General features: G+C 61.1%; 12 protein-coding genes and 6 pseudogenes. 9 read left to right on the top strand and 9 right to left on the bottom strand.

The genetic code is table 11. From position 1 onward, the window contains the following. Window positions 1-716 precede the first annotated feature (716 nt). Entirely contained in the window at window positions 717-1,544 is an 828-nt protein-coding gene (locus RX328_RS07800) for a citryl-CoA lyase (RefSeq protein WP_213251437.1), read from the bottom strand. Between the two features lie 63 nt (window positions 1,545-1,607). Next, the gene (locus RX328_RS07795; RefSeq protein ID WP_317258792.1) at window positions 1,608-2,825 is read right to left on the bottom strand and encodes a CoA transferase; all 1,218 of its coding nucleotides are present in this window, start codon (window positions 2,823-2,825) and stop codon (window positions 1,608-1,610) included. Between RX328_RS07795 and RX328_RS07790 the strand changes: the two genes are divergently transcribed. Together RX328_RS07790 and RX328_RS07785 are read left to right on the top strand one after the other, a co-directional pair. Continuing rightward, complete coding sequence (locus tag RX328_RS07790; protein ID WP_317258815.1) at window positions 2,712-3,134, top strand: hypothetical protein; 423 nt, start codon at window positions 2,712-2,714, stop codon at window positions 3,132-3,134. The genes RX328_RS07795 and RX328_RS07790 overlap by 114 nt on opposite strands. Beyond that, window positions 3,134-3,277 carry a hypothetical protein gene (locus tag RX328_RS07785; protein WP_244608354.1) on the top strand — a complete coding sequence of 48 codons (144 nt, stop codon included), beginning with the start codon at window positions 3,134-3,136 and terminating at the stop codon, window positions 3,275-3,277. Before RX328_RS07790 ends, RX328_RS07785 begins: the two co-directional genes overlap by 1 nt. Here the strand turns inward: RX328_RS07785 and RX328_RS07780 are convergent, their stop codons facing one another. The 3 genes and pseudogenes from RX328_RS07780 to RX328_RS07770 all read right to left on the bottom strand — a co-directional run bounded on the left by RX328_RS07780 (window position 3,278) and on the right by RX328_RS07770 (window position 5,079). After that, window positions 3,278-3,562, bottom strand: coding sequence for a hypothetical protein (locus tag RX328_RS07780; RefSeq protein WP_249726346.1), 285 nt, complete (start codon window positions 3,560-3,562; stop codon window positions 3,278-3,280). 15 nt (window positions 3,563-3,577) lie between these two features. Then, window positions 3,578-4,345, bottom strand: a complete 768-nt coding sequence (locus tag RX328_RS07775; RefSeq protein ID WP_108516969.1) for an ABC transporter permease — start codon at window positions 4,343-4,345, stop codon at window positions 3,578-3,580. After that, a pseudogene (locus RX328_RS07770) lies at window positions 4,329-5,079 on the bottom strand (ABC transporter ATP-binding protein). The gene RX328_RS07775 and the pseudogene RX328_RS07770 overlap by 17 nt, the downstream one beginning before the upstream one ends. 156 nt (window positions 5,080-5,235) lie before the next feature. On the opposite strand from RX328_RS07770, the gene RX328_RS07765 reads away from it, so the two are divergent. Both RX328_RS07765 and RX328_RS07760 read left to right on the top strand, forming a co-directional pair. Further along, window positions 5,236-5,961 (top strand): IclR family transcriptional regulator, encoded by a 726-nt coding sequence (locus RX328_RS07765; RefSeq protein WP_312017997.1) that lies wholly within the window; start codon window positions 5,236-5,238, stop codon window positions 5,959-5,961. Window positions 5,962-6,111: 150 nt separating this feature from the next. Beyond that, a complete protein-coding gene (locus tag RX328_RS07760; RefSeq protein WP_213251435.1) occupies window positions 6,112-6,381 on the top strand; it encodes a hypothetical protein in 270 nt (89 codons plus the stop codon). Between the two features lie 206 nt (window positions 6,382-6,587). Here RX328_RS07760 and RX328_RS07755 read toward each other — a convergent pair whose 3' ends face one another. Beyond that, window positions 6,588-6,944 (bottom strand): hypothetical protein, encoded by a 357-nt coding sequence (locus tag RX328_RS07755; protein WP_190241880.1) that lies wholly within the window; start codon window positions 6,942-6,944, stop codon window positions 6,588-6,590. A gap of 1,129 nt (window positions 6,945-8,073) precedes the next feature. On the opposite strand from RX328_RS07755, the pseudogene RX328_RS43280 reads away from it, so the two are divergent. Then, window positions 8,074-8,291, top strand: a pseudogene (locus tag RX328_RS43280) (transposase); the annotation flags it as partial. Between the two features lie 455 nt (window positions 8,292-8,746). Here the strand turns inward: RX328_RS43280 and RX328_RS07745 are convergent. Together RX328_RS07745 and RX328_RS43275 are read right to left on the bottom strand one after the other, a co-directional pair. Then, window positions 8,747-8,918: pseudogene (locus tag RX328_RS07745) on the bottom strand (transposase domain-containing protein); the annotation flags it as partial. After that, window positions 8,912-9,065 (bottom strand): annotated as a pseudogene (locus RX328_RS43275) (FAD-dependent oxidoreductase); the annotation flags it as partial. The pseudogenes RX328_RS07745 and RX328_RS43275, both read right to left, overlap by 7 nt. A 701-nt stretch (window positions 9,066-9,766) precedes the next feature. On the opposite strand from RX328_RS43275, the gene RX328_RS07740 reads away from it, so the two are divergent. The 4 genes and pseudogenes from RX328_RS07740 (at window position 9,767) to RX328_RS07725 (ending at window position 17,757) form a co-directional block, all read left to right on the top strand. Beyond that, complete coding sequence (locus RX328_RS07740; protein WP_249726345.1) at window positions 9,767-9,997, top strand: hypothetical protein; 231 nt, start codon at window positions 9,767-9,769, stop codon at window positions 9,995-9,997. A gap of 544 nt (window positions 9,998-10,541) precedes the next feature. After that, on the top strand, window positions 10,542-11,663 hold the full coding sequence (locus RX328_RS07735; RefSeq protein WP_309142465.1) for a TlpA disulfide reductase family protein: 1,122 nt from the start codon (window positions 10,542-10,544) through the stop codon (window positions 11,661-11,663). A gap of 117 nt (window positions 11,664-11,780) precedes the next feature. Further along, window positions 11,781-16,514: a glutamate synthase large subunit gene (gene gltB / locus RX328_RS07730; RefSeq protein ID WP_213251433.1), complete on the top strand. Its 4,734-nt coding sequence runs from the start codon at window positions 11,781-11,783 to the stop codon at window positions 16,512-16,514. Between the two features lie 100 nt (window positions 16,515-16,614). After that, window positions 16,615-17,757: pseudogene (locus tag RX328_RS07725) on the top strand (IS110 family transposase). 1,082 nt (window positions 17,758-18,839) lie between these two features. Here RX328_RS07725 and RX328_RS07720 read toward each other — a convergent pair. Further along, a pseudogene (locus RX328_RS07720) lies at window positions 18,840-19,278 on the bottom strand (helix-turn-helix domain-containing protein); the annotation flags it as partial. Window positions 19,279-19,804: the final 526 nt, after the last annotated feature.

Here is a 19,804-nt window from a genome sequence, read left to right as displayed (position 1 = left end):
GTTGCCGATAACCGAGCGCCGGGGAGTCCGGCAAAAAGCCCGGCATCGGCGGGTCGATACAGCGGTTGATCACGCGTCGCCCCGTGCTCTCCTTCGATAAAAACAACTGATCGAAATGACGATAAGATGCAGCTTGCCGAAGCTGCCGCTTTTTTGAGCGTGGCTTTACAAGGCACCAACTCTGCGATCAATACTGAACGTACCGAACCGGTTGCTAATTCTGTGATAAACAAAGCGCCATCTTGACCCAAGGCAACGCTCGTACACGTCGAGCCAGCGCAGGACTGATGCGGAGCGATGCACTCGCCATCCGATGCTAGGACGAAGACGTGGCCCAGCTATGCATGAGCTACGAACAGCGTCTGGCGTCCATTGCCAGCACGTCCGGACCGCTCGTCCCGAAGAATGAGCTAAACCTGCTGATCTTACGGCACACCCCAGACGACGCGAGAATGCTGCCAGGCCATTCCGCCAACCGTTATTGACGATCAAGGACCAGGAGCCACCGGGTGCAAGCCTGAAGATGCGGCCAAGGAAATGTCGATCAGATAGAGATTTCCCTACGCGTCGAACGACGGCCCTCGATGAAGCAGTCAGCCGGCTTGCCTCCACGGTTGACGTCCGCCCAATCCGAGCGGACTCCGGGCCGACGCAATTTGGCGGGCATGGCCGAAAAGACGCGCGTTCGGTGAGCTGCGGTGGTCCCTCAAGGTACATCATGGCGCTTCCTTCAGGCTGCGCTTTGGCTGCCCCTGATATTTGTAGGCGAACTGCTTGGGCATCGGCCCTTTATTGCGGTCCTTGCGTCCGGTCTGCTCCCATGCATGGGCCAGGATGCCTACCGCGCGTGACAAGCAGAAGATGCCGCGAGCTAGGGGTGCAGCAAAGCCCAGCTCCCCGTAGACGACTGCAGTGGCTCCATCGATGTTCATCGGGATGAGCTTGCCTTTGCGCTCGCGCATGACGCGCTCGATCGCGCGCGCAGCGCTGGCATAGCAACCGCTGACGACATCGCCACTGACCGCTGCATCGACTAGTGCGAGCAGCGGGTCAACGCGCGGGTCGACGGGATGAAACCGGTGACCGAAGCCGGGCAGATATTTGCTGCGCGTGGCGGTGAAATGGTCGATCGCCTCAGCGGCAGCCTCATCGATATCCTTGGTCTCGCTGCGGCGCAGGACCTCGTCATAGAGCTCAATCGCCTGCTCCCCCGCTCCGCCATGCAGGTCGTCGAGCGTGTTGATCGCGGAAGCCATCGCGCCGTTGAGCGGCACCCCACAACTGACAGCCATCTGCGCGATGGCGATGGAAGGTGCATGCGGGCCATGATCTACTGATGCAACCAGCGCAGCCTGCAACAGCCGCTCCTGCGCCGGTGTGGGTAGCTCGCCGCGCAGCATCAGCCAGATTATCGCGGTGAAGGAAATATGACCAATTAATTCCTCGATCGTGTATCCGCGGTAGGCGATCCGCCCGGGCGCAATGTCGCAGATGGAGGTCCGCCACCAATGGGCGGCCTGCTCTCGCAGCTCCGTTTCGCTCATTCTGTTTTCCAATCTCGTCAGCCTATGTCCTGCCGAAGCTTGCTTGCGTGCAACTCCTGCCCGTTACGCTGCTCCATCCGTCGCCGGGCGGACCCGCGAAAAATGTGCTCCTCCTTGACGTGGCGCTCCGGCGGCACCGCTTGCGATAAGGTGCTCAATTTCCGGATAGGTATGACCGAGCCGAGCCAGCCATCGCTCTGTGTCCGCACCGAGCAAGGGGGGGAGCGCGGGGACAGGAAACGCCTCATCCAGCCGAAAGCCGGGGCGCGTAATGCGTAATGGTGGTTCGCCAGCCCTGTCGAGCGGCAGCGTCTCGACAAAGCCGCGCTCCAGCAACTGCGGCTCGCGCAAAACTTGCGGAACGGTCAGCACACAGCCGGCAGGGACGCCGGCGGCATTCAACAGCGCCTCCCACTCGTCCGCAGGCCTGCAGCTCAACGCCGCATTCAACTCATCGCTAAGCGCCCAGCGGTTCATTTTACGCGCTTCGCGCTTTGCGAAGCGCGGATCTGTCTTCAGATCCGGCCGGCCGACCAGATCGCAAAGGGTCCGGTACTGCTTCTGCTCGTTGGCGGCTATATTCAGCGGGCCGGTCGCGGTGCGGAACGTGCCGGAGGGTGCAGCCGTGAAATTCTCGTTCCCCATCGGCTGCGGCTCGACTCCGCCGTTCAGATGATTGGAAACCACCCATCCCATGGCCGCGATTGTCGCCTCGAGCAGCGACACGTCGATGAACCGACCCCTGCCAATTTGCTGCTGCTCGACGAGCGCCGCGGAGATGGCAAAGGCGGCTGTTAGCCCGGCAATGGTGTCGGAGATCGGGAAGCCGGTCCGCAGCGGAGCCGTGGCTGCATCACCGGTAACACTCATCGCGCCGGAAAGGCCCTGGACGATCTGGTCGTAGGCCGGGCGGGCGGACCAAGGACCGTTTTGCCCAAAGCCTGAGATCGCGCAATAGATGAGGCGCGGGTTGCGCTTGCACAACGCGTCAAAACCGAGACCAAGCCGCTCCATGACCTTGGGCCGGAAGTTTTCGAGAAGGACGTCGGCCTCGGACACCAGCCTGAAAAACACTTCCCTTCCCGCTTCAGACTTCAGATCGAGCGCCACCGACTGCTTACCGGCGTTCACGGCGACGAAGGAGAGGCCCTGAAGGCGCTCTGCCCTTTGCGGATCGGCGCCAAGGCGCCGCGCGAGATCGCCTCCATTGGGGTTTTCGATCTTGATAACCTCCGCGCCCAAGCGCGCGAGATGGTAGCCGCAGAACGGGCCTGCCAACACGTTCGACAGGTCGAGGACACGGATACCGGTGAGCGGCAGGGACATCTGACGAAGCCTTCTTTGCGGTATCTTCGGCCGCTGCGGTTGAAGTTTTTGCTGAGGTCGATGTTGGCGGTGGCGATCCTGGAGTCGAAATCGCTCAACACAGCCAGCGGTACCTTGGCCGCCTCGGCGTCCATCAGGCCGCTCTGGGAAAACAGCGCTTTCGACGCTTTCAGGAAATCGACGTTCACCTCGCGATTATCGGTCTTGTATCGGGTCGGGACAACGAGCTGCTCCGTTGATACCGAGTTGATCCAGGAGCCGTGATGCCGAGCCTCAGGCCCTTGAGGTTGGCGCCGCTCTTCACCTTGTCGGCGATCGCTGCGCACCCCGAGAAGAATGCCGGGTATGTCGTTGAGCACGAAGACGCAGGATTCTCCTCGCGCTGCGCCTGCATCTGGATCGTGTGATCACAGAACCGCACGACGCCGTCCACCGAGCCACCAATCAGCGCCTGCAGCGCCTTGGAGCCGTCGGCCTGGAAACTCTCGAACAGTGACGTCGAGCCCTTCTTCTTTGAAGGTACCGAGCTTTACGCCCAATTCAGCAGGCATGTAATTGAGAATGTGGGAGCCGACGATGATCTTCAGTTTCGCCTTTTCAGGTTCGCCGGCGTCAGCCGATAAGAGGCAGAGGCCAGCGGCCGCAACACCAAAGATCAGTCGGATTAAAACGCGCATATACACCTCCATCATTAGCCAAGTACATGTTCAAGCTGCATGAGCCGGCGCTGGCCGACAAACCAACAACCTCTTTTCGGCACGATCGACGAGCGCGTCGAGCGCAACCACGAATGCGGACAGCACGATGATTCCGGCGAACACGCCCATCGCATCGAGCACCCCTTCCTGCGCGATCAGGTGCCCCAACCCGGCGGATGAGCCGAGATACTCCGTAACCACGGCGCCCACGACCGCCATGCCGACGGACACCCGCAGGCTCGACAGGGTCCAGGTGGTGGCAGAGGGTAGATAGACGTGGCGCAACAGCGAGGATTTCGAATCGCGCAGCAGTCGCGCGCTCGCCAGGACGACCGGATTGACCTCGCGCACGCCTTGGAAAGTGTTGAAGAACGCAACGAACAGCACGAGGGTCACGCCGAGCGCAACGTTCGAGGTCAGCCGCAGACCGAACCAGATGACGAAGATCGGCCCCAGCAGGATACGCGGGATCGCGTTGAACATGATGAAGCGCTGAACGACATCAGCGGCAAACGGGCTTAATCCCAGCCAGATCCCAAGCGCAGTGCCGATCGCAATCCCGACTACGAATGATAGGATCGTCTCGACCAGCGTTATGCCAACATCGCCCCAGAAATCCGCGGTCGACGTCCCGTTCCTTATCCTGCCGACCGGGGTCGACGGCGCCGGAAAGAAGAAGGCGTCGATGAGGCCTAATCGCACCCCCAGCTCCCAGATCAGGACAAGAGCGAGAACGATCGCGACTTGCGTGACAACGACCTTATTTCTGCGCGGCATAGCTCCTCTCCACTTCAGCGCCCAAGCAGCGACCAGATTTCGCGATAGAGCGCGACGAACTCGTCCTGGTCTGCAGCGCGGAGACGTCCCGGGGACGAGGCAGCGTGATCCTGACCTCGCCGACCATCCGGCTGGCAGGGCCTGCGGACATCACGGCGACGCGGGTCGGCCAGCGTAATCGCCTCGTCGAAATGATGGGTGATGAAGATCAAGGAGCGGCGCTCGGCCTGCCAGAGATCGGGCAGGATGCGGTGCGTCAGCCGGCGCGTGTGAACGTCGAGCGTCGAGAAGGGCTCGTCCATCAGAACGATTCTCGGCTCCATGATGAGCGTCTGCGCCATCGCCGCGCGCTTGCGTTGCCCGCCTGATAGCTGATGCGGATAACGCTGCTCAAATCCCGTCAGGCCGACTTTGGCGGGCCACTGCCGAACCTCGGCGCGCGTCTCCTCGAGTGACTTGCCCAGAAAGGCGAGCCCGAGCCCAACGTTGTCCTGCGCGGTCTTCCACGGCAGTAGGACCCCCTGTTGGAGCATGTAGCCGGACTGATCATTCAGTCCCGTGAGCGGCTTGCCGAAAATCTGAACGTCTCCCGAGGCGGGTTTTGAGAGACCTGTGGCAGTGCTCAGGATGGTGGACTTGCCGCAACCGGTTGGTCCCATGACCGCAACGAACTCCGCGTCGCCTACTTGGAGGTTCACGCTTTTGACTGCGATGAATGCGCCGAAGGGGATCATTACCTCGCGCAAGTCAACGGCCAGCGTTGGCTGCCCTTCGCGCTTCAGAACTCGTTCTGTTATATGCAATCCATAGTCATGTGTGTGAGAAGAGTCAATCTATTCTGCCGTACAGAACCGTTTACCTCCTTCTGTAATGGATTCTGGCGCCTTAATATGGCAGTGGTTCTATTCTACAGAACTGGAGCAGAGATGAGCAAGACAGGAGTTGACGCGGTCAGGAGAGCGCTCGCGATCCTGAAAAGTCTCAACGCGGAGCGGTCTGCGATCACGCTGACGCAGATTGCGGAGATGACGGACCTCTACAAGAGCACAGTACTCCGATTGGCCTCTTCGTTGGAGGCTGACGGCTTTCTCGTCCGCGGCGCGGACCGGTTGTTTCGACCGGGACCGGAGTTGTGGCGTCTCGGGGCGCTCTATCAGCGCGGTCTGGATCTTGGCGAAGTCATCCGGCCATCGCTTCGTCGCCTGGTTGAGGCAACGGGGGAAACTGCATCCTTTTATGTTGCAGATGGCGACGAACGCATCTGTCTTTACCGCGTCAATTCTCCACGTTCAGTTCGACATCATCTCGAAGAAGGCCAGCGATTGCCGATTGATCGCGGCGCCGCCGGGCGAATTCTTACTGCATACCGCGAGCCAACGAACGTAGAAGGGAAGAAGATCCGCGATAAAGGCTTTTATGTTTCGATCGGAGAGCGGGATCCGGAGGTCGCCGCGGCGGCCGTGCCGTTGATGGACGTACACGGCAAACTGAGGGGCGCCCTTTCGCTATCAGCGATCAGGACGCGCTTCGATGCCGACGCCCGCAAGTCGGCAATCGATGCTCTCAAATCGGAAGCCAAAGCCTTAGCGGGGTTGCTGCCTGCGAGCGAATGCTGATCATTGAGGGCGTCCGCTTTGCGCCATTTGTAAAGAAGTCGACGCGGCTTCGGCAAAGGCTGGCGGTGTCTTATGGCGCAGCATGAGGCAATCAGGCAGTTCACGACTGTTCAGAGGCAGAGCAGCCACGTTGAACGATCGAGTACAGAGATGATGGACGCGAACGACATTCACATTCGATTCGATGCGCCCGCCATGCTTCGCAAATGGCCCTCCATAAACAATGAGCGCCGTGCAGACAGAAGCACCTATCTGCTGGCGGAAGGCACGCTGGACGACTGCATACGAAAGTTTATGACCAAGCCTGAGGCCACACGTCATCTTTACGAAATCCACACAGCGCCACAGCCTCCGCTCGTAACGGAAGTCTTGTCAGCCGATCACATCACGGAGCTCGCCAGATTCCGAAGTTTCCTCTGATCGGGATGTTCCTGTCGGCACTTCTGGGTCAGGCGAAGGTCAGCCTCAAAATCGATGTTCGGGGGACACGCACCGCGCAACGCACGCCGAATGAATTAGTCTCAGATCAAGGACAACAATTCCGCTTCGCCCTCGAAAGCAGAGCTGAGCGTAGGTGCCGCTTTCGTCCTTGAGACCGGCTGCCCGGAGCATAGGCTCTTATTCAATCAGAAGCGATCATGCAGCTGCCGGCTGCGCGTCTTGTCGCCGACCGTCTCAGCCACGAACTGTCCCGGTCCTCGCGGGGGGCCCTCGGGCTGCCGTCGCCCCATCGCCATGATGGCGGTGCCCATCGCGCTGGAGCTGAGGGTGATGATGAAGCCGAACAGGAGCAGCCCGAGCGCGATGCCGGGGGTGTTATCGGCCAGGATGAGGTCTCGTATGTTGCCGGGATTGAGCAGCATGAGGCCACCGACCAGGAGCACCGCCAGCGACACGCCCGCGGCAAAGTTGATCGCGAGCAGCCGGACCAGCGGCGCTTCGAAAACAAGGGACCTGGGCGGCGACGGCGCCTCTTCCTGCATGTCGTCCTCCATCGCAAGAAAGCTATCGCATTTTTCGACCGATCGACCGCCGGGTCGGCTGGTGAAAGAATCCGCTCGCGGCGTTCACACCATGCGACAATAAGCATCAGGCGGCCGACCGCTACCTCGCCGTCCTCGAAATTGCTTCTCCGAACGTCTGCACGGCCACCACACGCGCCGCTGCCAGACTGCCTCGTGGTCGCGTCCATCGAACCCGAATAGGGCCGCAGTGATCGCTTCCAGCGCTGTGCTCGGAATCAATCAAGGGTTGCTTGGTTGATGACCTCGGAGTTCTCGCAGAGTTTGGGCTTGACCGACGTCTATGCATCGACAAGGCTTCTGTAATGGTACTCAGTCGCGCCGTAACAATCAGTGTCTTCAAATAGACGCTGGACCAAATCGGGAGAATTGAAAACGAAAACTTGGCGACCGCCAGCTCCGTACCTGTGCGTCGATGTGGCTTACTCCCAACATAAAGGCAGCAAAGTCCACTCGGTCCCGTATTCTGGGGAGCTCTAATTTATGATATGAGACGGTCAATTTCCCACCCGCGCATTCACTCTTAAGCAAGGCCCATGAGCAACCGCACACGTTTGCAAGCTGCCCCCCGAGCGATCCAACGATCAGGCGCTCCTCGCCCTGCCCTCAGACGGCAAGGCGAGGTAAGCGGTACTGAACTTTCGCTCCTACTCAGTAGCCGGTAGTGCCGTGCGATTCTTCAAGGACCCTCGGCCGTTCTAGCCGCAACTATCGCATGCTGCGGTATGCTCCCAAACCGCATCGAAGAGTCGCGAATTTCTTTGGCCTTAGTCTCTCCCCTTGGCATCGGCGCTTTTTATCCGTAAGCCCAAGATCCTGTCGTGCGGCTCATGTTCAGCTCCTTCAAATTGGCCCCCTATTGCCCTATGGCGGGAAAGAGCAAGGGCGGTGCCAGCACGTCTCGCGCGCATTAAGCGCCTGATTGCGCGTTGAAACAGTTCGCGATGCGCAAATGGCGCGCGGTGTTGTGAAGCTCACAGGTTTTGTGTGCCCCTGTCAGAAACCGGACAAGGATCGAGAGGCTGGCGCAGCTGTACCTTGCCCACGGCCTTAATCCAGGTGAAGTTCGCTCTGGCCCAAAACAAGGACCATGAAGCGTAGCCGCTTTCGGAAGAGCAGATCATCGGGATTTAAAAGGAGCACGAGGCTGGCGTTTCGGCCGCGGATCTGTGTTGGAAGCACGGCGTCAGTGACGCCAATATCTACAAATGGAAAGCCAAGCTCGGCAGGATGGAGGTCTCGGAGGCCAAACGCCTGAAGAGGTTGGAGGACGAAAACACGTGGCTGAGGCGGCTGCTGTGGGATGCGACCGTGTTCTGCAAGATCCGGGATCGGCTGCTGGACGGCGATATCGCGGCCAAGTTCTTGTCACTGTGCTGAACCTGCCGCACGTGCGTGTGGCTCTTGTCCAGCGAACACTTCTCGGTCGATGGCACGCTGATCGAGGTCTCGGCCTCCGTGAAGAGCATCAAGCCGAAGGGCGGTTCGGGGAAGCCGACAGCGCAAGGCGGGGCTCAATGCTAAAGCCCCTCACTTGGATAAGCAACACTAAGCCCGCGGGGATGCGGCCAATCATGCTTAGCGGTTTATGCCGCACGTGGCGTAAGGCCGTATCGATCAGGGACGCGATGACGGCCGATGCTCGGCGCTGCCGTCCGAAGCGACGCAATAGTGCTCGGAGCCTGGGTATGCGATCGAAGCCTTCTACCCATTTCACCTTCTTCGCGAAAGTGTTTAGCTGAAGCCATTCAGGCTTTGAGGTTTCACGGTATGAGAGCATCGATCTGAGACATCGGCCAGCCCCGCGCGTCCGGTTCGAAAGTTTGTGTGAACCAGGCATGCGGATCGACGTCATTCATCTTCGCGCGTCTGCAGAACCGTGGCGATGGTCGCCCAGGTCCGGCCGCCACCATGGCTGTCCGCCGAGAGCGCATTTTCTTCATGACGAAGGAGTCGTTCAGCGTGTTCTTTGCAGAGCGTCAGATCGTTTGCCGTTGTGGGATCGCGGCGCGACTTCACCTGGAAGATCGCTTCCGCCGCAATTCGGCCGGAGGTCATCGCAAGATTCGGACTTCCGACATGCGCAGACCATCAAACACTGTGCTGCATGAAGCCTACTTGCCGACGGCCCGCCGGCGGCGGCGTACTCGCCGCGGGGGCTACGGCCCGCCATCCGTCGTTTTCCGGCGTGATGGCTCAACCCCGCAACAAGGCACGTCATTTTGGTTGCATTCGCAACCGATAGACGCGGGAACCATGAAAGCCACTGTCCATCAGAAGATCACGGACCAGATCGTCAGTGACCTGCAACGACAATGGCCATTTCGATGAAAGCCGAGCATCGAGAAAGGCGCCATCTCGCGTCCTTGCGCCGCAACGGACTCCGTGTCGGGCACCAATATCGTGGTACCGTGGTCAGCGGCCGGCCGAAAAAGGAGACGCCGCCCGATCGCAGCGCGGAATTTCGTCGTGGCGTGTTTTCTAACCGAGATGCTGAAGCGAGCTGCTGCAAGGAATGAAACGATGCGGCCAATTGTAGAACGCAAACCCGTTATCCCGAAGGACGAAGGGACGACGGACTTGCGAAGGTATCGGTCTGAGGATCGATCAGCTCCCACAAAGCTCGCCGCGGGATCAGACGTCGATCGCGATGGTGATCTATAGCACCATCGCTTCAGTGAAGCAGGTCGATCCGCTTTTGATCAAGTCGGCGCGGACAATGGGAGCAACGCCGTAGCAATTCTTCCGCAAGGTCATCGTTCCTGCCGCGCTTCCGAGCATCTTTGTCGGCATTCGACTCGCCAGCGCGTCCGCAATGCTGGTGGGTTGCGTCCGAGATGGTCGGCGTGACGGCTGGTCTCGGCTATCTCATCATCAACAGCCAGTACAGCTTCCTGACCCCGCAAATGTATTTCGGCATCATTGGCATCACTGTGATCGGGCTTGCCTTCAATGCCGTTCTCAAGGCGCTGGAGCGGCGCTTTATGCGATGGAAGGCACCGGTGACGACATAAACAGGGCGGTACGAGCGGCTCCGATGCAACGACGTTGTCGCGATTTGCAACCTCATCGGCTAACGTTCAAGAAAAGCGTAACCGTCGGATCGCCGCGCTTTCTTTAGGAAGCAGGAACACCGAGTAGGAGGAGCGCAATTGGACGGGCAGAGCGAGCGAGGCTCGTATTAACAGCTATTTGCCGGTTCTGCGCGACGGCGGTTACGGCAGCAATCATCAAAACATCAGGTGCGCGATCGTCATGATGGGCGGGGCACAAAACCCCACGGCCCGAAGCGCACGACCCGCGTCCGATGTCTGACATCGAACAAGGCCGCCAGCTACAAACGCACCGCCGTGTTGGGCCGCCGAGGCAATCTTAGGCCGAATCAGGTGCGTATGTGCGTTGGTAGTGCTGGCACGGTCGTTGCTACGGGAGCAACACGGTGTCAGGCGGAGTGCATGCAGACGCGCTCTCGTTCATTGAACTCGTGCCCCGTTTCTTAGAGACAAACGATCTCGCGCACGGTCGCGCGAAGGTTTGGGAATAGCTTTGGAGAACAACGTGATCCTTCGTATCGACTCGCCAGCTCCTCCGATGAGGGTGGAAAGCTGGGTGCGTGGCGAGCCCCTCACCAACTTTAAGCTGGGAACGCTGTATATTGTCGAGTTTTGGGCGACTTGGTGCCGCGGATGTGTGGCGGTGATGCCCCATCTCGCGGAACTGCAAGAAAAATACAAAAATAGCGCAGTTGAGGTCATCGCAGTTGCAGCTTCCGAGCGAGGCTCAACGGCCGAGGAGGCGCGAACGAACTTGGACGCGTGGTTGACCGAAAAAGGCTCCAAGCTGAATTTTCGGATCGCGTTCGATTACGCGGGAAAAATGAAGAAGCTTTGGATGGCGCCCAGTTTTTCTGCCACTATCCCTACGTCATTCGTCATCGACCGTGACGGTCACGTCGCCTTTATCGGTCACCCGATGCAACTGTATGACGTGTTTACAAAAATGTTAAACGGCACCTGGCGCACCAGCGATGAAGCCAAAGCAGCGGATGCGGAGCGAATCGCTGAAGCAGAATCTAGAATGCGCGAGAAAGCCCGGATGCAAGCGTTCTGGGCCAAACTTGGGCCGGCGCTGAAGGCGCAGGATTGGTCGACGGCGCTTTCGGCCGCTAAAGAGGGCGTTACAGTGACGCCGGACGACATCAGCGTTCGCGTAGTTCATGCGGATCTGCTCCTGCACAAAATCCATGACATGCAGACGGGGTTAACCGTTATGCGTCAATTGGCTCGCGATGCGATCGACAAAAAATCTGAGGACTGGATGGTCGGGGCGATCCGCCAACTCTTCGATCCAGCGGAGGACAACTCTGATTTCCCGCATTCTGATCGCTTTGCGATGGGCAAGGAGTTGGCCGAACACATCCTCGCGCTGAATTCTCCAGAAGGCAGCGCCCTCCCCAAGTTTCTGTCCTATGGGGCGGTCGCTCAGTATTATTACGAAAGCGGCAACAAGGATCGTGCGGTCGAGTTAGTCGAGTCGGCGGTGAAGTCGCTGGATAGCCCGGGGCGGCCAATGGGGGCTGAAGAGAAGGCGCACTACCTGCGGCTGTTGCTTAAGGCCTTGGCCAAGTACAAGGATGAGGAGGCAAAGCCGTTCTGGGGGACGAAGAACGCCTTGGCCTGAATTTAAGAAAATGCGGCTCGCAAGGACGAGCGGTGGCCCAAGAGCGGGTGCCGCGGAACGCCCAAGGTGCGCCGAAGATGGCGGTGAGGCAGCTTGCCGCATGGAGAGGACGAGGACATGAACGGGTCGCAATTCGAGCGCGCAAACATCATGGCAGAAGAGCTGTCGGCGACCGTCGCCTCGAAAACGACTGATCCGATTCAGGAACACAATTCGCGTCCGCCGGCCGAAGGCCTCTACGATCCGAGCCTGGAGAAGGATTCCTGCGGCGTCGGCTTCATCGCCAACATCAAGGGCAAGAAGTCGCACGAGATCGTCTCGGACGCGCTCAACATCCTTTGCAATCTCGAGCACCGCGGCGCGGTCGGCGCCGACCCGCGCGCCGGCGACGGCGTCGGCATTTTGGTGCAGATCCCGCACGCCTTCTTCAGCCGCAAGGCCGGGGAGCTCGGCTTTACGCTGCCGGCTCCGGGCGAATACGCCATCGGCGCGCTGTTCATGCCGCGCGACACCGCCTGGCGCAACGTCATCAAGAGCATCATCGCCGACCAGATCAAGGCGGAAGGCCTGACCCTGCTCGGCTGGCGCGACGTGCCGACCGACAACTCCTCGCTCGGCGTCACCGTGAAGCCGACCGAGCCCGCCTGCATGCAGGTGTTCATCGGCCGCAATGGCACCGCCAAGACCGAGGACGATTTCGAGCGCCATCTCTACATCCTGCGCAAGTCGATCTCGCAGGCGATCTACCAGCGCCGTGACCGCGGCCTCGCGGGCTATTACCCATGCTCGATGTCCTGCCGTACCGTGATCTACAAGGGCATGTTCCTCGCCGACCAGCTCGGCAAGTACTATCCCGACCTGCATGAGGCGGACTTCGAGAGCGCCCTGGCGCTGGTGCATCAGCGCTTCTCGACCAACACCTTGCCGGCATGGTCGCTGGCGCATCCCTATCGGATGATCGCGCATAACGGCGAGATCAACACGCTGCGCGGCAACACCAACTGGATGGCGGCGCGTCAGGCGTCCGTGAGCTCGGAGCTCTACGGCAAGGACATCAACCGGCTCTGGCCCATCTCTTATGAAGGCCAGTCGGACACCGCCTGCTTCGACAACGCCCTCGAATTCCTGGTGCAGGGCGGCTACTCGCTGCCGCACGCCGTCATGATGATGATTCCGGAGGCGTGGGCCGGCAATCCCTTGATGGATGAGAAGCGCCGCGCCTTCTACGAATATCACGCAGCCCTGATGGAGCCGTGGGACGGCCCCGCAGCGATCGCCTTCACGGACGGCCGCCAGATCGGCGCCACGCTCGACCGCAACGGCCTGCGGCCGGCGCGCTATCTCGTGACCAAGGACGACCGCATCGTGATGGCGTCCGAGATGGGCGTGCTGACGATCCTCGAGGACCAGATCATCACCAAGTGGCGGCTGCAGCCCGGCAAGATGCTGCTGGTCGACCTCGAACAGGGCCGCCTGATTCCCGACGACGAGATCAAGGCCGAACTCGCCAAGAGCCATCCCTACAAGGAATGGCTCGAGCGGACCCAGATCGTGCTGGAGGAACTGCCGAAGGTGCCGACCACCGGCGTGCGCTCCAACCTGTCGCTGCTCGATCGCCAACAGGCGTTCGGCTACAGCCAGGAAGACATCACCATCCTGATGACGCCGATGGCCTCCATTGGCGAGGAAGCCGCGGGCTCGATGGGCAACGACACGCCGATCTCGGCGCTGTCGGACAAGGCCAAGCCGCTGTTCACCTACTTCAAGCAGAACTTTGCGCAGGTCACCAACCCGCCGATCGACCCGATCCGCGAGGAGCTGGTGATGAGCCTGGTCTCGATCATTGGACCGCGGCCGAACCTGTTCGACCTCCAGGGCCTTGCCACCACCAAGCGTCTTGAAGCGCGGCAGCCGATCCTGACCGACGCGGATCTGGAAAAGATCCGCTCGATCTCGGACGTGGCCGAATCCCACTTCAAGTCGCGCACGCTCGACACCACCTTCCACGCCGGTCTCGGTGCGGCCGGCATGGACCAGGTGCTCGACGAGCTCTGCGCACGCGCCGAAAGCGCGGTGCGCGAGGGCGTCAAAATCATCATCCTGTCCGACCGCATGGTCGGCTCCGACCGCGTGCCGATTCCGTCGCTGCTCGCCTGCGCCGCCGTGCATCATCATTTGATCCGCACCGGCCTGCGCACCTCGGTCGGCCTCGTCGTCGAATCCGGCGAGCCGCGCGAAGTGCATCACTTCGCCTGCCTTGCCGGCTACGGCGCAGAGGCGATCAACCCATACCTCGCGTTCGAGACCATCATCGCGATGAAGGACCGCCTGCCCGGCTCGCTCGACGACTACGAGATCGTCAAGCGCTACATCAAATCGATCGGCAAGGGCCTGCTCAAGGTGATGTCCAAGATGGGCATCTCGACCTACCAGTCCTATTGCGGCGCCCAGATCTTCGATGCCGTCGGCCTCAAGGCCGACTTCGTCGCGAAATTCTTCGCCGGCACCCATACCCGCGTCGAGGGCGTGGGTCTCGCTGAGATCGCCGAAGAGGCCGTGCGCCGCCATGCCGACGCGTTCGGCGAGGCGCTGGTCTACAAGACCGCGCTCGACGTCGGCGGCGAATATGCCTATCGCAGCCGCGGCGAGGACCATGCCTGGACCGCGGAATCGGTGGGCCTGCTCCAGCATGCCGCGCGCGGCAATTCGCTGGAGTGCTATCGCGCCTTCGCCAAGATCCTGAACGAGCAGTCCGAGCGGCTGCTGACGCTGCGCGGCCTGTTCCGGGTCAAGAGCGCGGAGGAAGAGAAGCGCAAGCCGGTGCCGCTCGACCAGGTCGAGCCGGCCAAGGACATCGTCAGGCGTTTCGCCACGGGCGCGATGAGCTTCGGCTCGATCTCGCGCGAGGCGCACACCACGCTCGCGATCGCCATGAACCGAATCGGCGGCAAGTCCAATACCGGCGAAGGCGGCGAAGAGGCCGATCGCTTCAAGCCGATGCCGAACGGAGATTCCATGCGCTCGGCGATCAAGCAGGTCGCCTCGGGCCGCTTCGGCGTGACCACGGAGTATCTCGTCAACTCCGACATGATGCAGATCAAGATGGCGCAGGGCGCCAAGCCCGGCGAAGGCGGCCAGCTGCCCGGCCACAAGGTCGACGCGACCATCGCAAAGGTCCGGCATTCGACGCCCGGAGTCGGCCTGATCTCGCCGCCGCCGCACCACGACATCTACTCGATCGAGGATTTGGCGCAGCTCATCTACGACCTCAAGAACGTCAACCCGACGGGCGACGTCTCGGTCAAGCTCGTCTCCGAGATCGGCGTCGGCACGGTCGCCGCAGGCGTCGCCAAGGCACGCGCCGACCATGTCACCATCGCCGGCTTCGAGGGCGGCACCGGCGCTTCGCCGCTGACCTCGATCAAGCACGCCGGCAGCCCCTGGGAAATTGGTCTCGCCGAAACCCACCAGACGCTGGTGCGCGAGCGGCTGCGCAGCCGCATCGTGGTCCAGGTCGACGGCGGCTTCCGCACCGGGCGTGACGTCGTGATCGGCGCGCTGCTTGGCGCCGACGAGTTCGGCTTCGCCACCGCGCCGCTGATCGCGGCCGGCTGCATCATGATGCGCAAGTGCCATCTCAACACCTGCCCGGTCGGCGTCGCGACCCAGGACCCGGTCCTGCGCAAGCGCTTCGCCGGCCAGCCCGAGCACGTCATCAACTACTTCTTCTTCGTCGCCGAGGAAGTCCGCGAGATAATGGCGTCGCTCGGCTTCCGCACCTTCAACGAGATGATCGGCCAGACCCAGCTGCTCGACCAGACCAAGCTGGTCGCGCACTGGAAGGCCAAGGGCCTCGACTTCTCGAAGCTGTTCGTGCGGCAGAAGGAAGAGAAGGGCCAGAAGATCTACCATTCCGAGCGCCAGAACCATCATCTGGAAGCGGTGCTGGATCGCGCGCTGATCGAGAAGGCCACGCCCGCGCTCGATCGCGGCGCGCCGGTCAAGATCGAGGCAGGGATCAACAGCACCAACCGTTCCGCCGGCGCGATGCTGTCGGGCGCGGTCGCCAAGATCTACGGCCATGCCGGGCTGCCGCATAACACGATCCATGTCAGCCTCAAGGGCACCGCGGGCCAGGCCTTCGGCGCCTGGCTGGCGCAAGGCGTCACTTTCGAGCTCGAAGGCGAAGCCAACGACTATGTCGGCAAGGGCCTCTCCGGCGGCAAGATCATCGTCAAGCCGCCGAAGAACAGCAGCATCGTGCCGGAAGAAAGCATCATCGTCGGCAACACCGTGATGTACGGCGCCATTCAAGGCGAGTGCTACTTCCGCGGCGTCGCTGGCGAACGATTTGCCGTGCGCAACTCGGGCGCGGTCGCCGTGGTTGAAGGCGCGGGCGATCATTGCTGCGAATACATGACCGGCGGCATCGTGGTCGTGCTCGGCAAGACCGGACGCAACTTCGCGGCCGGCATGTCCGGCGGCATCGCCTATGTGCTCGACGAGAGCGGCAATTTCGACAGATTGTGCAACCTCCCGATGGCCGAGCTCGAGCCGGTGCTGTCGGAAGAGCTGATCAACGCCGGCACCTATCATCACTCCGGTGACCTCGAGGCGCATGGCCGGGTCGACGTGTTCAAGAACCTGCTCGACTCCGACGTCGAGCGGCTGCACGTCCTGATCTCGCGCCACGCCAAGGCGACCGGCTCCAGGCGCGCTGCCGACATCCTTGCCAATTGGAAGGGCTGGCTGCCCAAATTCCGCAAGCTGATGCCGGACGAGTACCGGCGTGCGCTGCGCGAAATGGCCGCCAACGCGGACGCCGAGCCGAAAATCGCGATCAGGGCGTAGGCAATCACACCCCATCATTGCAAGCGCAGCGAAGAGAGTGGATAGCGACCAGATCTGGCCATACTGAAGTTGCGAGAAACCACCCAACATCGAGACGACGATGTTGCTCGATCATCCTCCCGACGGACCGACCGCTATCAGGACGCAGTTTGGCGCAATTTTTGTGTTTTGGAACTGAGCCGTTCGACGTGGCTGGTCACGTCGCCTTCGCCCGGGAAGGGCGAGAAGATGTCCAGGCTTAGCGTCACAGGGGCGAGCCGGCTGAGCTGATGAAACTGTTTGCGGAACTCAAGCGCAAGGCGGCGGCCCGAACCGGTCAGACCAATCCGATCGTCAGGATTCAGGAGGCGGGGCTTGACGGGTTCTGGCTGCACCGGGTTCTGCAACAGGAAGGCATTGAGAGCCACGTGGTCGATCACGAATCGATTGCGACCTCCCGGCGCCGGAGGCCGGCCAAGGCGGACAGGCTGGATGGCGAGGCGCTGTTGCGGGCGCTTCTGGTCTACAAGCGCGCGAGCCACGGGTCTGTGCGATGGTGGCGGCATCTTCACCTGAAGAGGAAGATCGCCGCAGGGTTTGCCGCGAATGGCAGACATTGATTGCTGAACGGATCGCGCATCGAACCGGATCAAGGGCCTTCTGTTCGCCCAGGGCATATCCGATTGCGCGCCGCTGCGGCAGGACCGGCGGGCGCGGCTTGAAGCATTGCGCACTGGAGACGCTCGGGCGTTGCCGTCGCATTTGGAAGATGCAAATCAGCCGTAAGCTGCATCGTCTCGAACTTCTGCTCGAACAGATCAAGACCGTGGAAGTCGAGCAGGATGCGTTGTTGGCTGCTGCCGAAAAGCCTGGGACTGAGACGACGGGGCCGGCCCCGATGACCATGCTGTTGGCATTGAAGGCGATGGGTCCCAACTTTGCAGCCGCTCTCTGGTCGGAGGCCTTCTACTGGCAGTGCTTCAACCGCCGCCAGCTTGCTGCTTATGCGGGACCCGCGCCGACGCCCTGGCGCAGCGGCGGCATCGAGCGGGAGCAGGGCGTGTCCAAAGCCGGCAGTCCACGGCTGCCAACCACGATGATCCAGCTCGCTTGGTTGTGGCTGCGGCACCAGCCGCAATCGGCGCTGGCTCGCTGGTTCAAGACGCACAGCCAAGGCGGTCGCAAGACCGCAATCGTTGCGCTGGCGCGCAAGTACGTGACGGCTGGTGTTGTGATCGAGGCAGCCGTGATGAAGAGCGTCTGAGATCAAAGCTTCTCTCGTAAGGAAACAAATCCGCCGCGGCCCGATCAGGCTCGGCCGATCCGGGTGGACGAACCGATGGATTGCATGGCTTCAAACGCCGCAATGAAGAATGGCCTCGTCCTCTCGAGCTTGCCCGCCGCAAGCGGAATTATGGTGCAGTCGCCCCCCTGACCGAATGTGAGTTTGATCTGGCACGTAAACCACATCGCCAAACCGGCTCGAATTTTGGATCGCTGACGATAAGGAGTTCTCCGGCCCAGTTACGCCCGACCACGAAAGCCTGATGGCGCTCTCGATCACGTCAAGGTCAAGCCGCTTCGCGGCGGCCGTACGGGCCAACCTTGACCTGATCTCCGCGCGCGATCTCCATAGCCAACGGGTTGGGACGAAGAGCTGGCCTGCAATCGAACAAAGAGCTGACAAACCGTATTGACGCACCACTTCCCCATGTGAGCAATCCATACTTTCTCATCGGATACACGGGATTACTTCGTCCGTTCCCTCGCAATGACGATGAGGAACAAACAGAACGAACTTAAGCGGCAGGTACTTCGGGTTTAATAGGCAAGATCACGGGTTTTCTCGAAATCGAACGGCACGACCGCAAGTACGCCCCGGTCGCCGAGCGGGTGAAGCATTTTCACGAATTCGTCGTTCCCTTGAGCGAAAAGGATCCGCGCGAGATGCTCAATGAATACGACGCCGTTGCGCTGACCGGCGGCGCGGAAGCTCCGCGCGACCTGTCGATCCCCGGCCGCGATCCGAAGTCACCGCTCGACGGATCTCCAGTCCGCGAGAAGGCGACCGCGCCTATGAGGCTCGACCGTCGGCGTCTCAGCGGACCCCGCCGCGCCGCCCTCCGAGCGATACGGCGGCGATGTGGAGGGCATTGTCGGCACCGTGCGGCATAGGGGGCTCGCTGAGCACCGCCCCTGGCGGTTACGTAAGCGGCGGTTCGGCAATGCCGCCTTCTTCGAACTGTCCGGCGTGCGGCAACGAGCCTTCTTCTGGTGATGCCGGAGACGCGGCGTGCGGCTTGATCGCGGCAAAGAAGTGGCCGCCGCCGAAGCCGGTTCGGTCGGTCACGTCGCTGGGGACAACGTTAGTAGGGAGAAAGGCCAGGCGTCGAGATTGTGCAGGCTTGCCGGTTGCGGAGCACGATCTGGCGGGCGCCGGAGAAGCCCAAAATGCCCTGCGCGTGAAGCTGTGACAGCGCGCGCGACACGGTCTCCAGCGTGAGGCCGAGATAATCGCCGATGTCGCGCCGGCACATCGGCAGCGCCATCATGCCGGCGACGGCCAGGCGGCGGTCCATTTCGAGCAGGAAGTTGCAACGCGCTCCATCGCGGTCTTGCGTCCCAGCAAGAGCATGTGATCCTCGGCATGGCGCAGCTCGCCGGCCGTGATGCCCCACAGCTTGCGTGCGACCAGTACGTCAGTGCCGGCCGCCTTTTCGAGGCTCGCGCGCTTCACGAGCCGTACGGTGGCGTCGATGATGGCTTCGGCCGCAAGGCGGTGCCGACGCGAATTGCTGTAACTGAAGCGCAACCTTCGCTTCGAAAGAGATGCTTGCGTAAAGTGGTAGTCTTAGAAATCATCGTGAACTTGCGAGCAAGCGTGCACATCGGATCCGAGGGCTTTCTCATCACCTGGCTGAGATCGATGGCCTTCAAGAGGGCGGTCCGGTCGTCCTTTTTCTTCCGGTAACCTGCGGAAGAATTCCCGCCAGAACCAGGATCACGGACGGGCCGACCTTGGTATCGAGTTTCCAGCCTACCGTACCTTCCAGCCATCTTTCGTTTCGTTCCTAGCAGGCTGAATACGGCAGGTATCGAAAAGACGTTCTCCCGTCCAACGGGTATCCAAGCACCCGCAATCACCTTGGGGAGCCGCAACATACATGCAGGAAATAGGAAGCGCGCTAAAATCCGAACGCCACACCGGGCTTGTTCACATATGGATCGGGGGCGAATTCTTGCCCGGCTCAATCGGTTAATGGACGCGACATGACAATTATTAAACATCCAGCCCGGAGTCTCAGATCCGT

The sequence above is a fragment of the Bradyrhizobium sp. sBnM-33 genome, assembly GCF_032917945.1.
In the GTDB taxonomy this organism is placed as follows: domain Bacteria; phylum Pseudomonadota; class Alphaproteobacteria; order Rhizobiales; family Xanthobacteraceae; genus Bradyrhizobium.
The sequence above is the reverse complement of the archived record's forward strand: the minus strand, read 5'-3'. Positions and strand labels throughout refer to the sequence as shown.

What these genes read in the sequence shown, in the direction of transcription:
- RX328_RS07800 (WP_213251437.1), bottom strand. Translation starts at nt 1,544, where the DNA reads ATGAGCGAAACGGAGCTGCGAGAGCAGGCCGCCCATTGGTGGCGGACC.
- RX328_RS07785 (WP_244608354.1), top strand. Translation starts at nt 3,134, where the DNA reads ATGCCGAGCCTCAGGCCCTTGAGGTTGGCGCCGCTCTTCACCTTGTCG.
- RX328_RS07780 (WP_249726346.1), bottom strand. Translation starts at nt 3,562, where the DNA reads ATGATGGAGGTGTATATGCGCGTTTTAATCCGACTGATCTTTGGTGTT.
- RX328_RS07775 (WP_108516969.1), bottom strand. Translation starts at nt 4,345, where the DNA reads ATGCCGCGCAGAAATAAGGTCGTTGTCACGCAAGTCGCGATCGTTCTC.
- RX328_RS07765 (WP_312017997.1), top strand. Translation starts at nt 5,236, where the DNA reads ATGGCAGTGGTTCTATTCTACAGAACTGGAGCAGAGATGAGCAAGACA.
- RX328_RS07760 (WP_213251435.1), top strand. Translation starts at nt 6,112, where the DNA reads ATGATGGACGCGAACGACATTCACATTCGATTCGATGCGCCCGCCATG.
- RX328_RS07755 (WP_190241880.1), bottom strand. Translation starts at nt 6,944, where the DNA reads ATGCAGGAAGAGGCGCCGTCGCCGCCCAGGTCCCTTGTTTTCGAAGCG.
- gltB (WP_213251433.1), top strand. Translation starts at nt 11,781, where the DNA reads ATGAACGGGTCGCAATTCGAGCGCGCAAACATCATGGCAGAAGAGCTG.